The organism is Novosphingobium fuchskuhlense (assembly GCF_001519075.1).
GTDB classification, from domain to species: domain Bacteria; phylum Pseudomonadota; class Alphaproteobacteria; order Sphingomonadales; family Sphingomonadaceae; genus Novosphingobium; species Novosphingobium fuchskuhlense.
The window spans coordinates 332,469-348,749 of record NZ_KQ954244.1; the positions used below are offsets into that span (position 1 = coordinate 332,469).

At 59.9% G+C, this 16,281-nt stretch carries 14 protein-coding genes; 11 read left to right on the plus strand and 3 right to left on the minus strand.

Annotated features, from left to right (window positions below; all coding sequences use genetic code 11):
• Positions 1–36: 36 nt before the first annotated feature.
• Positions 37–804, plus strand: coding sequence for a helix-turn-helix domain-containing protein (locus AQZ52_RS01510; protein ID WP_067906190.1), 768 nt, complete (start codon positions 37–39; stop codon positions 802–804).
• A gap of 44 nt (positions 805–848) precedes the next feature.
• Here the strand turns inward: AQZ52_RS01510 and phbB are convergent, their stop codons facing one another.
• The gene (gene phbB, locus AQZ52_RS01515; RefSeq protein ID WP_067906191.1) at positions 849–1,571 is read right to left on the minus strand and encodes an acetoacetyl-CoA reductase; all 723 of its coding nucleotides are present in this window, start codon (positions 1,569–1,571) and stop codon (positions 849–851) included.
• 113 nt (positions 1,572–1,684) lie between these two features.
• Complete coding sequence (locus AQZ52_RS01520; RefSeq protein ID WP_067906192.1) at positions 1,685–2,506, minus strand: hypothetical protein; 822 nt, start codon at positions 2,504–2,506, stop codon at positions 1,685–1,687.
• A 349-nt stretch (positions 2,507–2,855) separates the two neighbouring features.
• Here AQZ52_RS01520 and AQZ52_RS01525 point away from each other — a divergent pair, with 349 nt between their 5' ends.
• The 5 genes from AQZ52_RS01525 to AQZ52_RS18970 all read left to right on the plus strand — a co-directional run bounded on the left by AQZ52_RS01525 (position 2,856) and on the right by AQZ52_RS18970 (position 9,096).
• A complete protein-coding gene (locus AQZ52_RS01525) occupies positions 2,856–3,323 on the plus strand; it encodes a DUF3576 domain-containing protein (RefSeq protein ID WP_067906193.1) in 468 nt (155 codons plus the stop codon).
• A gap of 65 nt (positions 3,324–3,388) precedes the next feature.
• Positions 3,389–5,935 (plus strand): leucine--tRNA ligase, encoded by a 2,547-nt coding sequence (leuS, locus tag AQZ52_RS01530; protein WP_067906194.1) that lies wholly within the window; start codon positions 3,389–3,391, stop codon positions 5,933–5,935.
• A 58-nt stretch (positions 5,936–5,993) separates the two neighbouring features.
• Positions 5,994–6,422, plus strand: coding sequence for an LPS assembly lipoprotein LptE (lptE, locus tag AQZ52_RS01535; RefSeq protein WP_082697489.1), 429 nt, complete (start codon positions 5,994–5,996; stop codon positions 6,420–6,422).
• 7 nt (positions 6,423–6,429) lie between these two features.
• Entirely contained in the window at positions 6,430–7,464 is a 1,035-nt protein-coding gene (gene holA / locus AQZ52_RS01540; RefSeq protein WP_067906196.1) for a DNA polymerase III subunit delta, read from the plus strand.
• A gap of 198 nt (positions 7,465–7,662) precedes the next feature.
• Positions 7,663–9,096 (plus strand): sugar transferase, encoded by a 1,434-nt coding sequence (locus tag AQZ52_RS18970; RefSeq protein WP_240481403.1) that lies wholly within the window; start codon positions 7,663–7,665, stop codon positions 9,094–9,096.
• A gap of 71 nt (positions 9,097–9,167) precedes the next feature.
• Here AQZ52_RS18970 and AQZ52_RS18360 read toward each other — a convergent pair whose 3' ends face one another.
• On the minus strand, positions 9,168–9,485 hold the full coding sequence (locus AQZ52_RS18360) for a hypothetical protein (protein WP_156424742.1): 318 nt from the start codon (positions 9,483–9,485) through the stop codon (positions 9,168–9,170).
• Positions 9,486–9,772: 287 nt separating this feature from the next.
• Between AQZ52_RS18360 and AQZ52_RS01555 the strand changes: the two genes are divergently transcribed.
• The 5 genes from AQZ52_RS01555 (at position 9,773) to AQZ52_RS01575 (ending at position 16,281) form a co-directional block, all read left to right on the plus strand.
• Positions 9,773–11,200 carry an O-antigen ligase family protein gene (locus tag AQZ52_RS01555; protein WP_067906198.1) on the plus strand — a complete coding sequence of 476 codons (1,428 nt, stop codon included), beginning with the start codon at positions 9,773–9,775 and terminating at the stop codon, positions 11,198–11,200.
• Between the two features lie 103 nt (positions 11,201–11,303).
• On the plus strand, positions 11,304–11,996 hold the full coding sequence (locus AQZ52_RS01560) for a polysaccharide biosynthesis/export family protein (RefSeq protein ID WP_240481404.1): 693 nt from the start codon (positions 11,304–11,306) through the stop codon (positions 11,994–11,996).
• A gap of 13 nt (positions 11,997–12,009) precedes the next feature.
• On the plus strand, positions 12,010–14,256 hold the full coding sequence (locus AQZ52_RS01565; protein WP_240481405.1) for a GumC family protein: 2,247 nt from the start codon (positions 12,010–12,012) through the stop codon (positions 14,254–14,256).
• A gap of 371 nt (positions 14,257–14,627) precedes the next feature.
• Entirely contained in the window at positions 14,628–15,452 is an 825-nt protein-coding gene (locus AQZ52_RS01570) for a hypothetical protein (protein WP_067906200.1), read from the plus strand.
• Between the two features lie 463 nt (positions 15,453–15,915).
• Positions 15,916–16,281: a hypothetical protein gene (locus tag AQZ52_RS01575; RefSeq protein WP_067906201.1), complete on the plus strand. Its 366-nt coding sequence runs from the start codon at positions 15,916–15,918 to the stop codon at positions 16,279–16,281.

Consider the following 16,281-nt stretch of genomic DNA (forward strand, 5'->3'; position numbering starts at 1 on the left):
GTGGCCCGCAAGTTGGACGGATCCTACAGCTGGTGCATGACCGGCAAATACCAGGCGCTGAGCGAAAAGGAAAAAGAGACGCTGCGACTGCTGCTGGCCGGCCATGACGCCAAGTCGATGGCTCGCCACTTCGGGTTATCTGTGCACACGGTCAACGAACGCCTGCGGGAAGCGCGCCGCAAGCTCGCCGTTTCGAGCAGTCGCGAAGCTGCGCGCCTGTTGCACGAGATCGAAGGACAGGCCCCCGAATCGCTCGGGGACAAGGCTTTGGGGGCTGTGGGCGTGATCGATCAGGCGCAACCGTCTGATCCACCAGCCCAGGACAGCGGCCGTCGGGGCCGTCCCGGCTGGATTGCAGGAGGAATTGCCATGTTCTTGAGCCTGACTCTCGCCGGTGCACTTGTCGCCGCCGGCGGTACCGATCCGATTCCGCAGCCGACGTTTGCCGCTGCCAACGCAGCGCCGCACAGCACCGCCGAAACCGAAGCCGTCGCCGCCGCACGCCACTGGCTGGAACTTGTCGATGCGCGGGACTGGACGACAAGCTATGATCTTACCACCCGCGCCTTCCGCACCAGCAATACGCTCGACGGTTGGACAAAGGCCGCGCTTGGTGTGCACGGCAAGTTCGGACCGGCCAGCAGTCGCGAGCTGCTCTCGGCCGAGCAAACGCCTGCGCCGCCCGACGGCAACGTGGTGGTCAAGTTCCGCGCCCGTTACGCCAATCATCCAGAAGGCTCTGAACTGCTGACGCTCGTGCGCGAAGACGGAGTCTGGAAAGTGTCGGGGATCTACATCGGCTGATCCCGAAAGGCAGGCCCGCCGCATTGCGCGGCGGGCCTTGCAGATCAATACATGTGCTGGCCGCCGTTGATGCTCATGGTCGAGCCAGTGACGAAAGCGCCGTCTTCAGAAGTCAGGAACGCCACGCCGCGCGCAATCTCGTCGGCCTGGCCGAGGCGGCCGACCGGGATCTTGGCGACGATCTTCTCCAGCACCGGCGCTGGCACGGCGGCGACCATGTCGGTGTCGATATAGCCCGGCGCGATCGCATTCACGGTGACCCCATACTTGGCACCTTCCTGCGCCAGCGCCTTGGTGAAGCCGTGAATCCCGGATTTCGCAGCGGCATAGTTGACCTGACCATACTGGCCTGCCTGACCATTGATCGAGCCGATGTTGACGATGCGACCCCAGCCGCGTTCTCGCATCCCCGGGAACGTGGCCTTCGCCATATTGAAGCAACCGCCGAGATTGATGCGCATCACTTCGTTCCAGTCTTCGAAGCTCATCTTGTGGAGCACACCATCGCGCGTGATGCCGGCGTTGTTGACGACGATGTCGATCGGGCCGACTTCTTCGGCAATCTGCGCGCACCTGGTAAGGGTTGCCTCGTGGTCGCCGACATCCCAGCGATAGGCCTTGATCCCGGTGCGCTCCGTAAAGGCGCGCGCCCTCTCATCGTTACCTCCGTAGTTGGCAACAACCGTGCGGCCTTGCGCCTGGAGAGCGAGGGAAATGGCTTCACCGATACCCCGGGTACCCCCGGTCACCACTGCAACGCGCGTCATCCTCATCTCCCTCGCCAGTCTATGTGGAAGAGCGTAACGGCAAGGCTGCTGACGGACAAGCGGTTAGGGCACACTCAAATGACTGCACCGCACCGACTAAAGTTAGAAGGAATTCAGAACCGGAACTGGGTCCCGACATAGACCGCCTGGCTATCCTTCTTGCCGTCGGTCAAAGGACGGAGGCGATCACGCTCGGGCGAATAACGAACACCTGCGGTAACATCGAGGTTGCGCGTCAGGCTATAGCTGCCACCCAGATCAACCTGATAATCGGCCTGGCCTTCGAAAGTGCGCGGCGCATGCCCCATACGGTCACGCGTATCAAGTTCAATCCGGGGAGCAAGCCGCGCGGGGGCGCTCGCTGATGAAGCAGCGAAGCTATCCTTGCTACGTCCGATCGCACGCAGATCAGGCATCTCGAGCCGCTGAATATCCATCCGCGGGCTTTCACGGACAAAACCAGGCGTAGCTGCGAAGCTCTGGTAACCACGGGCAAGGCCAAGGTTATAAACCGTCGGCGCAATACGGATCGGCGCGGCACCGGGCGAACCACCCGCAACTGCAGTCCGCACCACAAGATTTTGCGAACCAACCTCACCGACGCGAACGGCGACCGTCACTGCACGATCAGGGCGGTTGTCCATGCCGGCAGGCGTAAAACGGAACAGGCGGACGTGCCCTGGCTTGTGGCCTTCGATCTGGGCGGCGAGTTGCGACACAAGCTGCTGATCAATCGACGCGGGCGTGAACGAACCGACCCCACCACGCGCTGAAAGGCTGACAGGAACATTATCAAAACCAAGGGAGATCGCACCGGCAAGCGCAGGCGCCGCCGCCAAGCCAATTAGCGCGCAGCCAATCAAAGGCAGCGCACGCGTGCGGAGCGAACCGCGCGACTTGCCTCCCTTGACTGCCTTCCCACTCATGGCCAGCATTGACTTTCTTGCTGTGGAACCTCGGGAACATAAATTCCCCGCGGCTCCAAATGTTTCGACTCTGTACGCAAGGCATACGGTGGCCCTGCGATAATTTCCAGTCACATAACGATTTTCCGATCATTTCCACACCGGACACGCAAAACCTGTTGCGCACAGCCCACAGGCTTGCATGGTGCGCGAGCCGCAGTTGGGCAGTGCCGGTGCGTCAAGTTCGCTGGATGGCCCTTGCAGCGCGCGGCGCCGGGGTGATAGAGCCCGTTCTTATATCGCGCGACCGGCGCGGAATTCATCGGCAGTTCGAGCGGCGCGGCCGCGCGGAAACCCGCCAGTCAAGGACAGTACGCAAGTGACGACACACCCCCGTATTTTCAGCACGTTCGCCCGGGGTCTTGCAACCGCCGTGCTTGCCCTTGCAGCGACTGGCTTGGTGGCGGGCTGCTCGCAGAAGGCACGACCCAAACTCGATCTGGCCGCCAGCAAGGTGACGACGATCGGTGTCAACGCCTATCTGTGGCGCGCCACGCTGGAAACGCTCTCGTTCATGCCTCTTGTGCAGACTGACAGCAATGGTGGCGTGGTCGTCACCGACTGGTATGCCAACCCGCGCAATCCGGGTGAGCGCATGAAGCTGACGGTCTCGATTCTCGATCAGGACCTGCGCGCTGACGCATTGCGCCTCGCAGCAAGCCGTCAGGTAAGTCAGGGCGGCAACTGGGTCGATGCCCCGGTTCAGGCAGCCACTGTGCAAAAGCTGGAAGATATTATTCTGACCAAGGCGCGCGATCTGCGGCGCCAGACGCTGGTCAAGGGCTGATTCCAGGCACGTTTGCCATCGCCTGACAGTTGCACCGGTTCGCGCCGCTCCCTAGAGGGGGCGGCATGACCGCCGACCGACCCGAACCCAACCGTTTCGCCCCTGCCACCGCCGATCTGCGCTGGCAGCAAGCCTGGGACGAGCGCCAGACCTTCCGGGCTGACGACACCTCACTGAAGCCGCGCAGTTATGTGCTTGAGATGTTTCCCTATCCCTCGGGGCGCATCCATATCGGCCATGTGCGCAACTACACGATGGGTGACGTCCTCGCGCGCTACAAGCGCATGCGCGGATTTGAGGTGTTGCATCCGATGGGCTGGGACGCCTTTGGCATGCCCGCCGAGAATGCTGCGATGGAGAAGGGCGTCCATCCCGGCGGCTGGACCCGCGCCAACATCGCCAACATGAAGGCACAGCTGAAGCGCCTCGGCTTTGCGCTCGACTGGAGCCGTGAGCTGGCGACTTGCGAGCCTGACTATTATGGCCACGAACAGGCACTGTTCCTCGATCTCTATGCAGCAGGCCTCGTCTATAGAAAGGAGTCCACGGTCAACTGGGACCCGGTGGACATGACCGTACTAGCCAACGAGCAAGTCATCGACGGGCGCGGCTGGCGTTCGGGCGCTCCAGTCGAGAAGCGCAAGCTGAGCCAGTGGTTCCTCAGGATCACAGAGTTCGCCGATGAGTTGCTTGAGGGCCTCTCCGGCCTCGACAAGTGGCCCGAGAAAGTGCGGACGATGCAGGAAAACTGGATCGGCAAGAGCCAGGGCCTGCAATTCCGTTTCGCGCCGCTAGCCCCGCTGGCGGAACCGGTTGAGGTCTATTCGACTCGGCCAGATACGCTGTTCGGTGCGAGCTTCGTCGCCATCGCGGCGGACCATCCCATCGCGCAGGCCATTGCGTCGCGCTCGGCCGAGGCCGAAGCCTTCATTGCGAAGTGCAAACAGGGCGGGACGACCGCTGCGGAGCTTGAGACCGCCGAGAAACTGGGCTTCGATACCGGCTTCAAGGTCGTCCACCCGCTGGATCCGACGTGGTCTCTGCCGCTCTACATCGCCAACTTCGTGCTGATGGATTACGGAACCGGCGCCGTGTTTGGCTGTCCGGCGCACGACCAGCGCGACCTTGATTTCGCGCGCAAATACGGACTGCCGGTCACGCGTGTGGTGGCGGAGGGCGACAGCATCGCCCCGTTGTTCGAGGGCACCGAAGCCTACACCGGGCCAGGCCGCATCGTGAATTCGCGCTTCCTCGACGGGATGGATGTGACCGACGCCAAGGCCGCAGTAATTGCGCGCGCCGAGGCGGAAGGCTGGGGCGAGGGCAAGACCGTATGGCGCCTGCGCGACTGGGGCGTCAGCCGCCAGCGCTACTGGGGCACGCCGATCCCATTCATTCACTGCCAGGGTTGCGGCGTCGTGCCGGTACCCAAGGCGCAGCTGCCAGTAATACTGCCCGAGGACGTCACCTTTGACGTGCCAGGCAATCCGCTCGAGCGCCACCCGACGTGGAAACATGTCGATTGCCCGATGTGCGGCCAGCCCGCACAGCGCGAGACGGATACGCTCGACACATTCGTTGATTCTTCTTGGTACTTCCTGCGCTTCGCAAGCCAGCCGGGAGACGCCCCCTTCGACGCGGAGGCGATCAGGAAGTGGCTGCCGGTGGAGCAGTATATCGGAGGTATCGAGCACGCGATCCTGCACCTGCTCTACGCCCGGTTCTGGACCCGGGCACTCGCCCGCATCGGCAAGCTCGAGGTGAAGGAACCCTTCGCCAGCCTGTTCACGCAAGGCATGGTAACGCACGAGACCTACGAACGGCGCAACCCCGAAAACGGCCAACCAGTGTTCTTCTCGCCCAGTGAAGTCGAACGCACGGCGGACGGTGCGACGCTCAAGACCGATGGTGCGCGGGTCGAGGTTGGCCGCGTAATCAAGATGTCGAAGTCCAAAAAGAACGTGGTCGATCCGGACGAGATCGTTGCGCGCTATGGTGCCGATGCGATCCGCTGGTTCATGCTCTCCGACAGCCCGCCCGAGCGCGACCTGCCGTGGTCCGAAGCAGGCATCGAAGGCTGCTGGCGGTTTGTTCAGCGGCTCTGGCGCTTGTTCGGAGTGGCCGATGCGAGCGCGACGGGTGAAGATCTGCCCCTGCGTCGCAAGGCGCACCAGACCATCCATGCGGTAGCGCTTGATATCGAAGCGCTCAGCTTCAACAAGGCGGTCGCCCGGATCTACGAACTGACCGGCGCGACTGAAAAGGCCCTGCCGTCGGCCGACCGGACAGCTGCAGTTCGCACGTTGCTGCTGCTCGTCGCGCCGATGATGCCGCACCTTGCCGAAGAGGCCCATTCAGCCTTCGCCGAAGGTCTTGTCGCCGATGCTTCGTGGCCTGAAGTCGATCCCGCGCTGCTGATCGACGACGAGGTTACCGTGGCGGTCCAGGTAAAGGGCAAGCTGCGCGATACACTGACTGTCGCAAAGGGTACCCCCCGCGAAGAACTCGAACGGCTTGCTCTCGCATCGGACAAGGTGCAGCGTGCGCTAGACGGGGCTGAAGTGAAGAAGGTGATCGTTGTGCCAGATCGGCTGGTGAACCTTGTCGCATAAAATTCTGCTCGCCGCTTTTGCCGCAGGGGTGTTGCTGGGCGGCTGTGCCTTGCAACCTATGTACGCGGGCGGTGGAAGCGGGAGCGTTGCCAGAGCACTCGCTGGAGTGGACGTATCATCGATCGAGGGCAAGGCGGGCTGGCTTGTCCGTGCTGCGCTTGTGGGCCATCTTGGCGCTGGCGCACAAGCTACTCCGCGCTACCGCCTCGATGTGCGCCTTGATGAACAACTTCAAGGGCTCGGCCTCCTCTCCAACGACGCGGTTACGCGCGAGAGGCGGACGCTGCGGGCGCGCTACCAACTGGTCGACCTTTCAAGCGGCAAGATCGTTCTCGATGCCACCGCAGGCGCGGACGCGGGCATCGATATCGTCTCCAGTGAGTATGCCGTGATTGCGGCCGAGCAAACTGCGCTCGAGAACCTCAGTCACGAGGTCGCGGACCAGATCGTGACCCGCGTCGCCACAAAGCTGCGCCAGACAGGCTGATTGCGCCGTGAAGGCGACCCAGAAAAACTTTGCCAGCCAGATGACGCGCGCCGCGGCCGACGCCTCGCTGTTCTATTTCTGCGGACCGGACGAAGCCGGGGCGGCAGATGCGGCAGCGCGCTTGGCCGCGCACATTGCGACGAAGCAAGGGCAATACGAGCGGATCGAATTATCCGGTGCGGAGTTACGCCGTGACCCGGTGCGCCTTGCAGACGAAGCACGGTCGGTTTCTCTTTTCGGCGACCAGCGTCAGATCCACGTGCGCTGCGCAGGAGACGAAGCCTACGATGCGGTCGAAACGCTGCTGACGAGCCCGGTGAAGGGCTGGCCCGTGTTTGTTGTTGCCACATCAGCGACAGACAAATCGCGCATCGCCAAACTGCTGGCGGATCGGCCCGATGCCCTCGTGACGATGTTCCATCCGCCCGACATTGCGTCCGTGACGCGCGCGGTGCGCGAGATGGCAGGCCCGGCAGGGCTGCATCTGACCGACGAGTTAGCGGAACGGATCGCGCGCGGAGCGGCGCTGGATACGCGTATGGCACGCAGCGAAATCGACAAACTGGCGCTCTATCTCGACGCGAGCCCCGAATCGCCACGCCGAGCAGACGCTGCATCACTCGATGCAATCGGCGCGGTCAGCGAAGACGACAGCTTCTTGCCGCTTCTGAACACTGTCCTCGCCGGAGATACAGCACGGCTGGCAGCCGAGTTGGCACGGATGCAGGAACTGGAACTCAATCCTGTGGGTGTTCTGCTAGCTTTTGAGCGGCGTGCCGCACAGCTTGTCCAACTAGCCGGACGCATGCGTGGGCGCAGTGACATCAACGCATTCCTCGAGCAGGAGATGGCCGCGCGGCGTGTTTTTTTTCGGGACAAGCCCGACTTGTCTCAACAGCTAAGACGGTGGCGCGGCCGCAAGTTGGCGCGTCTCGTCGAGCGACTAACGATCCTTCACCGTCAATTGCTGGCCGACAATCGAAATGGCGAAATCGCTCTCTCTCAAGGACTTGCGGATATCGCGAGAGCCGCGGCACGCTGATCCCCTACGATCTGCCGCAACGGTCGGATTGGCTGAGCGCCATGCCTGAACGACTCACTTGTTTTTACTCTGCAACGCTGTACGTATTGCAACGCAGCATTCCTACCGATATCGAGGTAGCTGCTAATAAGAGCTTTTGTCGTCCGGGTCGCACAACCGGAGCGCTGATTCCAAGCGGTTCATGAAGGTGCATATGCGATGACGACGTTGCAGCGAGACAAGGATATTGTCACGTCGCTCACCGGGAAGGGGGGCGATGGAACGGCTGGCGTAAAACGACAGCTTAAGCTTCCGCTTGCACCTTCGCTCGAGAGGCGTCGGCTTCAGGCCTACCTCCTGCTGATGCTGACCGATGGTCTCATCATCGTCGGTGCGTCTTTGCTGGTCAGCCTGCTCTACCTGGGTCACGCTTACGATCCGCAAACCATCCAACAGATCAATTTGTGCGTTCCGCTGTATTGGGGTGCGGCCTTGATGACCCGCACTTACTCCATTCAGGCCCTTACATCGCTTCGCTTTTCACAGGCGCGTTCCATGCTTGCCATGGCGATCGCACTGACCATGTTGATCTTCATCGCTTTCTTCACGCGATCGAGCGAGCAGTTTTCACGCGTCTCCACCGTTGGCAGCCTCTTCGTCATTGCCTGCATTATGGCGTGGGCGAGAGCGATGGCGCAGCCTCTCATTCGGTCAAGCTGTGGGCCGACAGCGCAGAATGTTCTGGTCATTGATGATGGGGGCAGCCCGGTTCGGGTGCCTCATGCATGGCATATTGATACGCGCGAACACCGTCTGCGTCCTGATCGCAGCGACCCGCACATGCTCGATCGGCTTGGCATGTTCCTGACCAACATGGACCGGGTGATCGTCACATGCCCGCAAGAACGCCGCAAGGACTGGGCGCTCGTGTTCAAAGGATCCAATATCTGCGGCGAGATCGTGGACCCCGAAGTGCAGGAACTTGGGGTGCTAGGAGCCGGTCGCGGAAATGGCTTCGGATCGCTTGTCGTATCCGTCGGTCCGCTCGGCCTTAGGGCACGGGCAGTCAAACGCGTGATGGACCTTAGCATTGCCGGCGGCGCGATCCTTGCGCTGGCACCACTGCTGATGGTCGTCGCCTTGCTGATCTGGCTAGAAGATCGCGGCCCGGTGTTCTTCCTTCAGCAACGGCAAGGTCGGAACAACCGCCTGTTCTGGATCTACAAGTTTAGGTCAATGCGCGTCGAGAAACTCGATGCGTCCGGTACCCGCTCAGCCAGCCGGGATGATGATCGTATTACCCGAACCGGACGCTTCATTCGGAGAAGCAGCATCGATGAGCTTCCCCAACTGCTAAATGTACTGCGCGGCGACATGAGCATTGTCGGCCCGCGTCCACACGCGATCGGGTCGCTCGCTGGGCAAAAGCGGTTCTGGGAAGTCGATCCGCGGTATTTGTTGCGGCACTCGCTGAAGCCTGGGCTCACGGGCCTGGCCCAGATTCGCGGTTTGCGCGGCGCAACCGATTCGGAGCAGGACCTGGCCAGCCGGCTTCAGGCGGATCTCGAATATCTCGATGGCTGGACAGCCGTTCGCGATATGAAGATCATTTTTGCGACGTTTGCTGTTTTGGTACATGATAGAGCGTTTTGAGATAAGCTGGTTACGCAGCGCGGCAAACCGTTTGCAGATGCGAATTTGCAGCAACATTGAGTGCGATACGCTTAAACATACGGAATTTTTTGCGCTTCGCTGGCGCAGCATAAAGGTTCGCGCGGGACAATATTCGGGTTGAACGAATCACTAAAGTTCACTAAACGACATCCTGTAGAGTTAATGGAGTGTGGGACAATGAGCCTGTTTAAGATCGCCTTGGCCAGTGCGGCCACGATTTGCGTGGCGTTTGCCGGCACCGCCGCGAACGCGGAGCCCGTGCGCGCCGCAGCCGCAACGCCGGGTGTCATCTCGGTAAAGAAGGTGAAGGCAGTGCGGACCACCGCGCCGGTGTCGCGCGAATCTCGCGAAGTCAGCGGGGCGGACATTGGCCTCTCCATTCTGGCTGCCGGCGCTGGTGGGTTCGCGCTTTACGAAGCTACCAAATCGGATAGCACTGGCGGCTGAAGGTTTATTTCCCAGATTTGATCTTGAAGGGCCCGCAATTTTGAGTTGCGGGCCCTTTTCGTAGGCTCCGTTTTCCCGAGTATCTTCGCCAAGCTCTGCTGTTGGCGCAAGCCTCTGGTAGCACCAGATATTTGGGACTCCCTCTGAATCGCTCAAAATCGGGATTGCTTGTGGGAGTGGGTTTGAAATGCCGGGTGGGTTGAATTCCATGGCAATCGACGGCGGGCGTCAAATCGAAAAGCGGCGTAATCCTGCTACGGTTGCCGATATCGTGCCAGCCCTGAACAAGCGCTGGCTCCCCGGTCCAGCACTTTGCATGCTGATATTGCTGCTCGCGATGATGCTCGGCGGCGGCGGGACAGTAAACCCGCAGACCGAGATGGTTCTGCAGGTTCTGATAGCATTGACAATGATCCCGCTCGTGGGGTCAGTGAGATGGCAGCACGGCCTCGGTCCAGTCCATCCTGGTGCATGGCTTCTCGCAGCACTCATCCTTGTCCTTCCGGTGGCCCAGCTGATCCCGCTACCACCATCGCTCTGGCAAGCTCTGCCAAATCGGTCGATTGAAGCGCAGGCACTTGCGGCAGCCGGTGCCGTCGGGGTTTGGATGCCGTTGAGCATGGCTCCTGCCAGGACATTCGCGTCGCTCATCGCTATGATTTGCCCTGTGCTGGTGATGATTCAGGTCTCCCGGCTTTCGTTGCAAGGGCGTACCCTGCTCTGTGCCGCAATCATCGGCGGAGGCATCCTTTCGCTGATCCTCGGCGTCCTTCAACTTTCGCAGACAGGTGGCTGGAACTGGTCTCTCTACAACCAGTACAGCGAAGGCTTCCTCGTCGGCTTTCAGGCCAACCGCAACGCGGAATGCGATGTTCTGATGATCGCCTTGCTGGCGATTGGAGTGCTTGGCGCAGTCCGGCTCGACGATGGTCGCCAGCATCTGCTGACTATGGGGGTAGTCGCCCTCGGGTTACCAGCTTTCCTCGTAGGCGTATTGATGACAGGATCAAGGACCGGCATCGCCCTGCTCCTGCCTGCGGCTCTGGTACTTTTCGGAATATTTTGGCCAGTCCTGCATCGGCGCATCAACATGCTGCGGTGGTTTGGGGGGGTGCTCATTTTACTGGCCCTCACAGCGACGACATTGGCCCAGTTGCAATCTGTTCAGAAGGTCATCGCGCGCTTTTCGATAACCACTGAGGCAAGATGGGACCTATGGGCGGACACGTGGTATGCCATCGGGCAAGTTTGGCCTTTCGGCAGCGGCATTGGCACAATTGTGCCAATGCTCGAAGCGGCTGAAAGACTAGATGTGGTCGATATGACATCACCCGTCCGCGCGCACAATGATTGGCTCGAATGGACCCTGGAAGCCGGTCTCCCAGGGCTTGTCGTTCTTGGAATTGTCATCCTTGTTATCGGCTGGTTTGCCGTGCGCGCCATAATCAGCTCAAACCGCGCGGGGGTCGCACCGGCGAGACGTGCGCAGGTTGCCTTTGGGACCGGCGTCCTAATCATTGAGGGGCTTCACGCGATCGTCGATTATCCTATGCGGAGTATGGCCTTGGCGATCCTTTCCGCAACAGCGTTGGCATTTCTATTTGAGCCCACCGCATCGCAGCGAAACGAGCCATGAGAGCGAGGTTTCCTGGGCCGCGATCCGATGTTGCGCTCCGCCAGAGAAGCTGGCATCGTCGACAACACAGGGCAGGCTATCGCTTGAGAGGGCATTGTAAAAAGTGAAAAAAATAGCGGCCCACGTCCTGCTTTCGGTCAGTCTGGCCATCACCGGATGTTCATCCCAGTTGTATAGCGCATTGCCGGTTCGAGACGCGGCGTATGCCATCATGCCGCCGATCGACAAGGCGACTGCACCAGATCAATACCTTATCACGCCCGGTGATATCGTTTCACTTGCGGTGTTCGGCGAACCCGAACTAACACTCGAAAAGTTGCCAGTCGACGATGCTGGCTTCATTCAGGTGCCTCTCATTGGCCCGGTTGCAGTCGCGAAGTTGACACCGGCACAGGCTTCAACTTTGATCGCCACAAAACTCGGCGCGCGATACCTTCGCAATCCGGGTGTGACTCTGAACGTCGTCGAGCAAACCGGGCAGGTGGTGACCGTCGAAGGCCAGGTTTTGAAGGCTGGCTCTTATCCCATTGATGGTCAGACCACGTTGCTCGGTGCCATCGCTCTGGCACAAAGTCCGACCAGGATTGCAAAGCTAAATGAGGTTGTTGTGTTTCGCACGATCAACAACCAGCGCATGGCGGCACGCTTTGACTTGGCTCGAATTCGCGCGGGTCGAGATCCCGACCCACAAATTCTGGGTGGAGATGTTGTCGTGGTTGGCTTCTCGCAGGCGAAATCGATCTACCGCGATGTCCTGACGGCGGCGCCTTTGTTCAACGTCTTCACTCGGTTTTAACCACGGCGGTATTGTGCAACAGATCACCTCATCTTCAGATCGCGCCGAGAACGCACTCGTTCCCGAGCAGGTTGCATCGTCTGCTAGCTACGGCAGTTACGGTGACGTCAGTCCGGATGCGGATAGCGAAATGTCATTCGATATTCGCGAGATCATTGCGATCATTCGCGCAAATCTTGTCGTCATTGTCATCATCGTCGCTGCCTCACTTACGATCGCAACCGTTGTGACGATGCTGCAAACGCCGCGCTATACGGCCGAAACCACCATCCAGATCAACGACCAATCGGCGCAGGTTCTGGGTAAACAGAATGACACCATGCAAGATCCGGTGGTAGTGGCATCGGATACCGAGCGCTTCCTCCAAACCCAGGTCGACATTCTCAAGAGCCGCGCGCTGGCCGAGCGGGTTGCCCAGAAACTCCGACTAATCGGGAATCCAAAGTTCTATGACGCCATGGGAATTCGGCGTCCGAGTGGAGACATTTCCAAGGAAAAGCTCGAAGACGTCACTATCAATGCGATTGATGCTGCGCGTGGCGTGGATCTTCCGCGCAAGACCCGCCTCGCAACTGTCAGCTTTAACAGCACGCAGCCCGAATTAGCCGCGCAAATCGCGAACGCGTTTGCATCGGAATATATTCAGACCAACCTTCAGCGGCGGTTTGACAGCTCGGCCTATGCGCGGGAATTTATTTCCGGACAGCTTTATGAAGCACGAGCGAAGCTAGAGCAATCTGAGCGCGAACTGAACGCATACGCCAGAGAAGCGGGCATTATTCGTGATCGTGACGGATCTAGTGACGGTTCAGGCAGTGGCGGAGCAGGAAGCTCTGTAACCACGAAAAGCCTTTTGGAGGTCAACACCGCGGCCAACCAGGCCGAGGCCGCCAGGATCGCGGCCGAACAACGGTGGCGACTGATCTCCGGATCATCGGCGCTGAATTCGACCGAGGTACTCGCAAATCCTGCCATCACTTCGCTGTTGGCTGATCGTGCTCGCGTGACCGCCGAGCTTGAGAAGCAGCGCGCCAGTCATCTTGAAGACTATCCTGCAGTACTGCAACTTAAGGCCCAAGTCGGCGTTATCGATGCGCAGATCAATTCACTGGCACACAGCATAAGCCTCTCAGTGAAGCAGCAGTACGATGCTGCGCGGCAGCTTGAACGCAGCCTCAAAAGCGAAGTGATGCGGCTCAAAGGGTCTTCACTTGAGGAGCAAGATCGCTTGGTGCGGTATCGTATCCTTGAGCGCGAGGCCGACACCAACCGGACTGTCTATGAGGGTCTTCTGCAACGATTCAAAGAGCTCAACGCGGCGGCCGGGATCAGTGTCAGCAATATCTCGATCATCGACCCTGCCATTGCGCCGATCCGTCCGACGTCGCCCAATCTGTTCCGCAATCTTCTGCTCGCGATGCTGGCAGGCCTGAGCATTGCTGCGGTGTTCGTCTATCTTCGCACCCAGCTTGATGACACGGTCAAGGTACCCGAGGACGTCGAGGGCAAGCTGCAGATGCCGTTGCTCGGCGTCATTCCGCTTGTCCCGGAACTCGACCTCGACCTGGCGATGCTCGATCCAAAGTCGCCTATCAGCGAAGGCCACAACTCGCTGCGGAGCGCTTTGCTCTACTCGACCTCGTCTGGCCTGCCCAAAACCATGCTGATTACCAGCTCGCAACCGTCGGAAGGCAAATCGACCACTTGTTATGCTGTTGCAGCAGGTATCGCCCGTCTTGGCCGACGCGTTGTTCTGCTTGACGTCGACCTTCGGCGACCGGCGCTACATCGTTCTATTGCGTCACTCAACGGCGACAACAGCCAGGGCGTTTCTAGCATTCTGACGGCGCAGTGCTCGATCGATGACGCCATCCGCAAGACTGATGTCGAGAATTTGGATGTGGTAACGTCAGGCCCAATCCCCCCGAGCCCTACAGAACTGCTTAGTTCGATCGCGATGCATCAGTTGATCGATGATCTTTCTAAACGCTACGATCTCGTATTGATTGACAGCCCGCCGGTTCTCGGTCTTGCAGACGCGCCCGTTCTCGCGGCGCTGGTCGAGAGTGTGGTCGTCGTAATCCAGTCAGACCGCAGCCGCCGTGGTTCCCTCAAGGCCTCGTTGCGCCGCCTGAGGAGCATGCGTTCCAATATCATAGGTGGTGTGCTGACCAAGTTTGACCCAACTGATACGGGCAACCGTTACTCAGAATATTACGGGTACAGCTACTACCAGTACAGCAACTCCTCGACGAGCTGAGCCGAATGCGGGAGCAACGCGTCTCCGGTGCCATCGCGCGCCTTGGCAGAGCAGCAGCGGTGGGAGGTCTGATCGGACTTGCCATTGTGGCTCTACTGAGTGGTTCGGACCGGCAGGCGCGGGAATTCCCAAGCTCTCCGAGCTATGTCGGCTGGCCGTATGATACTGGTGCAGCGCGGGCAAAGGCACTGCTTGCCTTTGTGAGGACAGGGCCCGCGAGCGCGATACCCTATGCGCGCCGCGCGATCTTGTCGGACCCGATTTCGGCGCAGGCGGTATCGATACTCGGTCGTTCGCAGCTTTATGCACAGCAGTTTTCTGCAGCCAATAGGAGCTTTTCGGTCTCAGGCCAACTAGGTTGGCGCGATACAATGACCCAGATCTACTGGCTGGATCAGGCCCTTCAAGGCGGCGACTATCAGATCGGTGCACAGCGGCTGGACGCCATTCTTCGGCAAGCGCCATTGACCGAAGAGCGCGACCGCTTCGTGTCCGCCATCGCGGCCACACCCGAAGGACGCGCTGCGCTTGCGGATCGGCTGAAACTGGCTCCGATCTGGGCGAAGCCGCTTATGAGCGAGGTGTGGCACTTACCGGCTGATCAGGTGCTACAGCGCGTCGACCTCATGCGCCGGACAGGCAAGGGCGTTTGGGCCTGTGCGGACTCGGAGAAGATTTCTCAACGCCTCATTGATCTTGGATTGATCGATGAAGCACAGTCAGTTTGGCGGCTAAACTGCGGAACGTCGCATTCTCTGGTGTATGACGGCAGCTTCGAGCACTTTGACACGCTCAAAACGACGACCGCATTTGACTGGCAGCTATTCAACCGAGGCGATGCCAACATCTCGATCGCTCAGGATCCATCGGGAAATCGGAGCCTCGCCCTCGAAGTGACCGCATCGATTACCCTGCCGATCGTCCGGCAGTTTGTTGTTTTAAAACCCGGCCGATATCGTCTGGTTTGGCACACGCCTGATACACCGCAGTCGCAGACGAAGGGCTTGCGCGTTTCCCTCACCTGCAAGAGTGATCTGAGCTTTGCGTTGGGTGGGATGGTCATCGCCGGAGAGTCCGACGCTTGGTACCAGGATTTCTCGATCGGTAATGACTGTGCGGGGCGCCAACTAATCTTCTGGCTGGCCCCGCACCTGCCCGTCCATCTTGATGATGTAAGTCTCGACGCCATCGGCTGACGCGTGGCAGCCCGACTGGTTGTGTTGAATTTGCAGCTGCGGCCAGCAGGAAAGGCCGCACTGACGTCTCAGCAACGCAGCGGGCTCTTTGGCACGGCCGTCCCCACTTCGCCCCCCATCGCACCGGGAGGTTACTGCGCCGAGGACCCGAGCTCTACTTGCAGCTTAGCACAAGCGGTTCCTCGAAGATTTTCGGTGGACGGGCGCACATACACACCGTGTGTGCAGCGTGGCTCATGAAGTCAGCTTTTGCGCCAATATGCTGGCCAAAGGCGGTCCTGTGGTCACCCAGGTCCAGCATCTGGGACTCTCATTGGGCGCAGGTTCCACTCTCCTCAAGTAACCAAATAGGTTGTTTTCTGTTGACTTGTAGGAATGCTTTTGGAACAAACAAAGAACACCAAGCGAGCAATTTCCACCATTTGTCCGGAACTCCATCGACCCGTTCCGACAGGAGTCTGCCATGCCAGATTACACCTACACAACCATCGGCAACCGCCAAAAGCGGCTCATCGACATGGGCGACGACACTTTCGCCGAAATCACGGCACTTCCAGCGATATTGCCAAGTTCGTGGGTGCCCACAACGGCATTCAACGCACGCATGTACTCCGAAGTCGAAATACAGATCGTCGGAGCGCCGACGACACCTTACGTTTTTCAGGACAGCTTCGACGGCGTCAACTACAATGACTGCAATCTCTGGGACAAGAATGGCTTGTTGCTGACGCAGGCAAACGCCCCCGGCCGCTATCGCTTGCCCGGTGGTTGCTTCTTGCGCTCGCGCCAGGGCGCCGGCGCTACCCTACTCATTCGCGCAGGGAGTTGA

Bases quoted from the DNA above. Each gene is read 5' to 3' on its own strand.
- lptE (WP_082697489.1), top strand. From the start codon at position 5,994: ATGTACGCGGGCGGTGGAAGCGGGAGCGTTGCCAGAGCACTCGCTGGA.
- AQZ52_RS01510 (WP_067906190.1), top strand. From the start codon at position 37: ATGACCGGCAAATACCAGGCGCTGAGCGAAAAGGAAAAAGAGACGCTG.
- phbB (WP_067906191.1), bottom strand. From the start codon at position 1,571: ATGACGCGCGTTGCAGTGGTGACCGGGGGTACCCGGGGTATCGGTGAA.
- AQZ52_RS18360 (WP_156424742.1), bottom strand. From the start codon at position 9,485: ATGTCCGCCCCGCTGACTTCGCGAGATTCGCGCGACACCGGCGCGGTG.
- leuS (WP_067906194.1), top strand. From the start codon at position 3,389: ATGACCGCCGACCGACCCGAACCCAACCGTTTCGCCCCTGCCACCGCC.
- AQZ52_RS01575 (WP_067906201.1), top strand. From the start codon at position 15,916: ATGCCAGATTACACCTACACAACCATCGGCAACCGCCAAAAGCGGCTC.
- AQZ52_RS01555 (WP_067906198.1), top strand. From the start codon at position 9,773: ATGGCAATCGACGGCGGGCGTCAAATCGAAAAGCGGCGTAATCCTGCT.
- AQZ52_RS01520 (WP_067906192.1), bottom strand. From the start codon at position 2,506: ATGCTGGCCATGAGTGGGAAGGCAGTCAAGGGAGGCAAGTCGCGCGGT.
- AQZ52_RS18970 (WP_240481403.1), top strand. From the start codon at position 7,663: ATGACGACGTTGCAGCGAGACAAGGATATTGTCACGTCGCTCACCGGG.
- AQZ52_RS01570 (WP_067906200.1), top strand. From the start codon at position 14,628: ATGACCCAGATCTACTGGCTGGATCAGGCCCTTCAAGGCGGCGACTAT.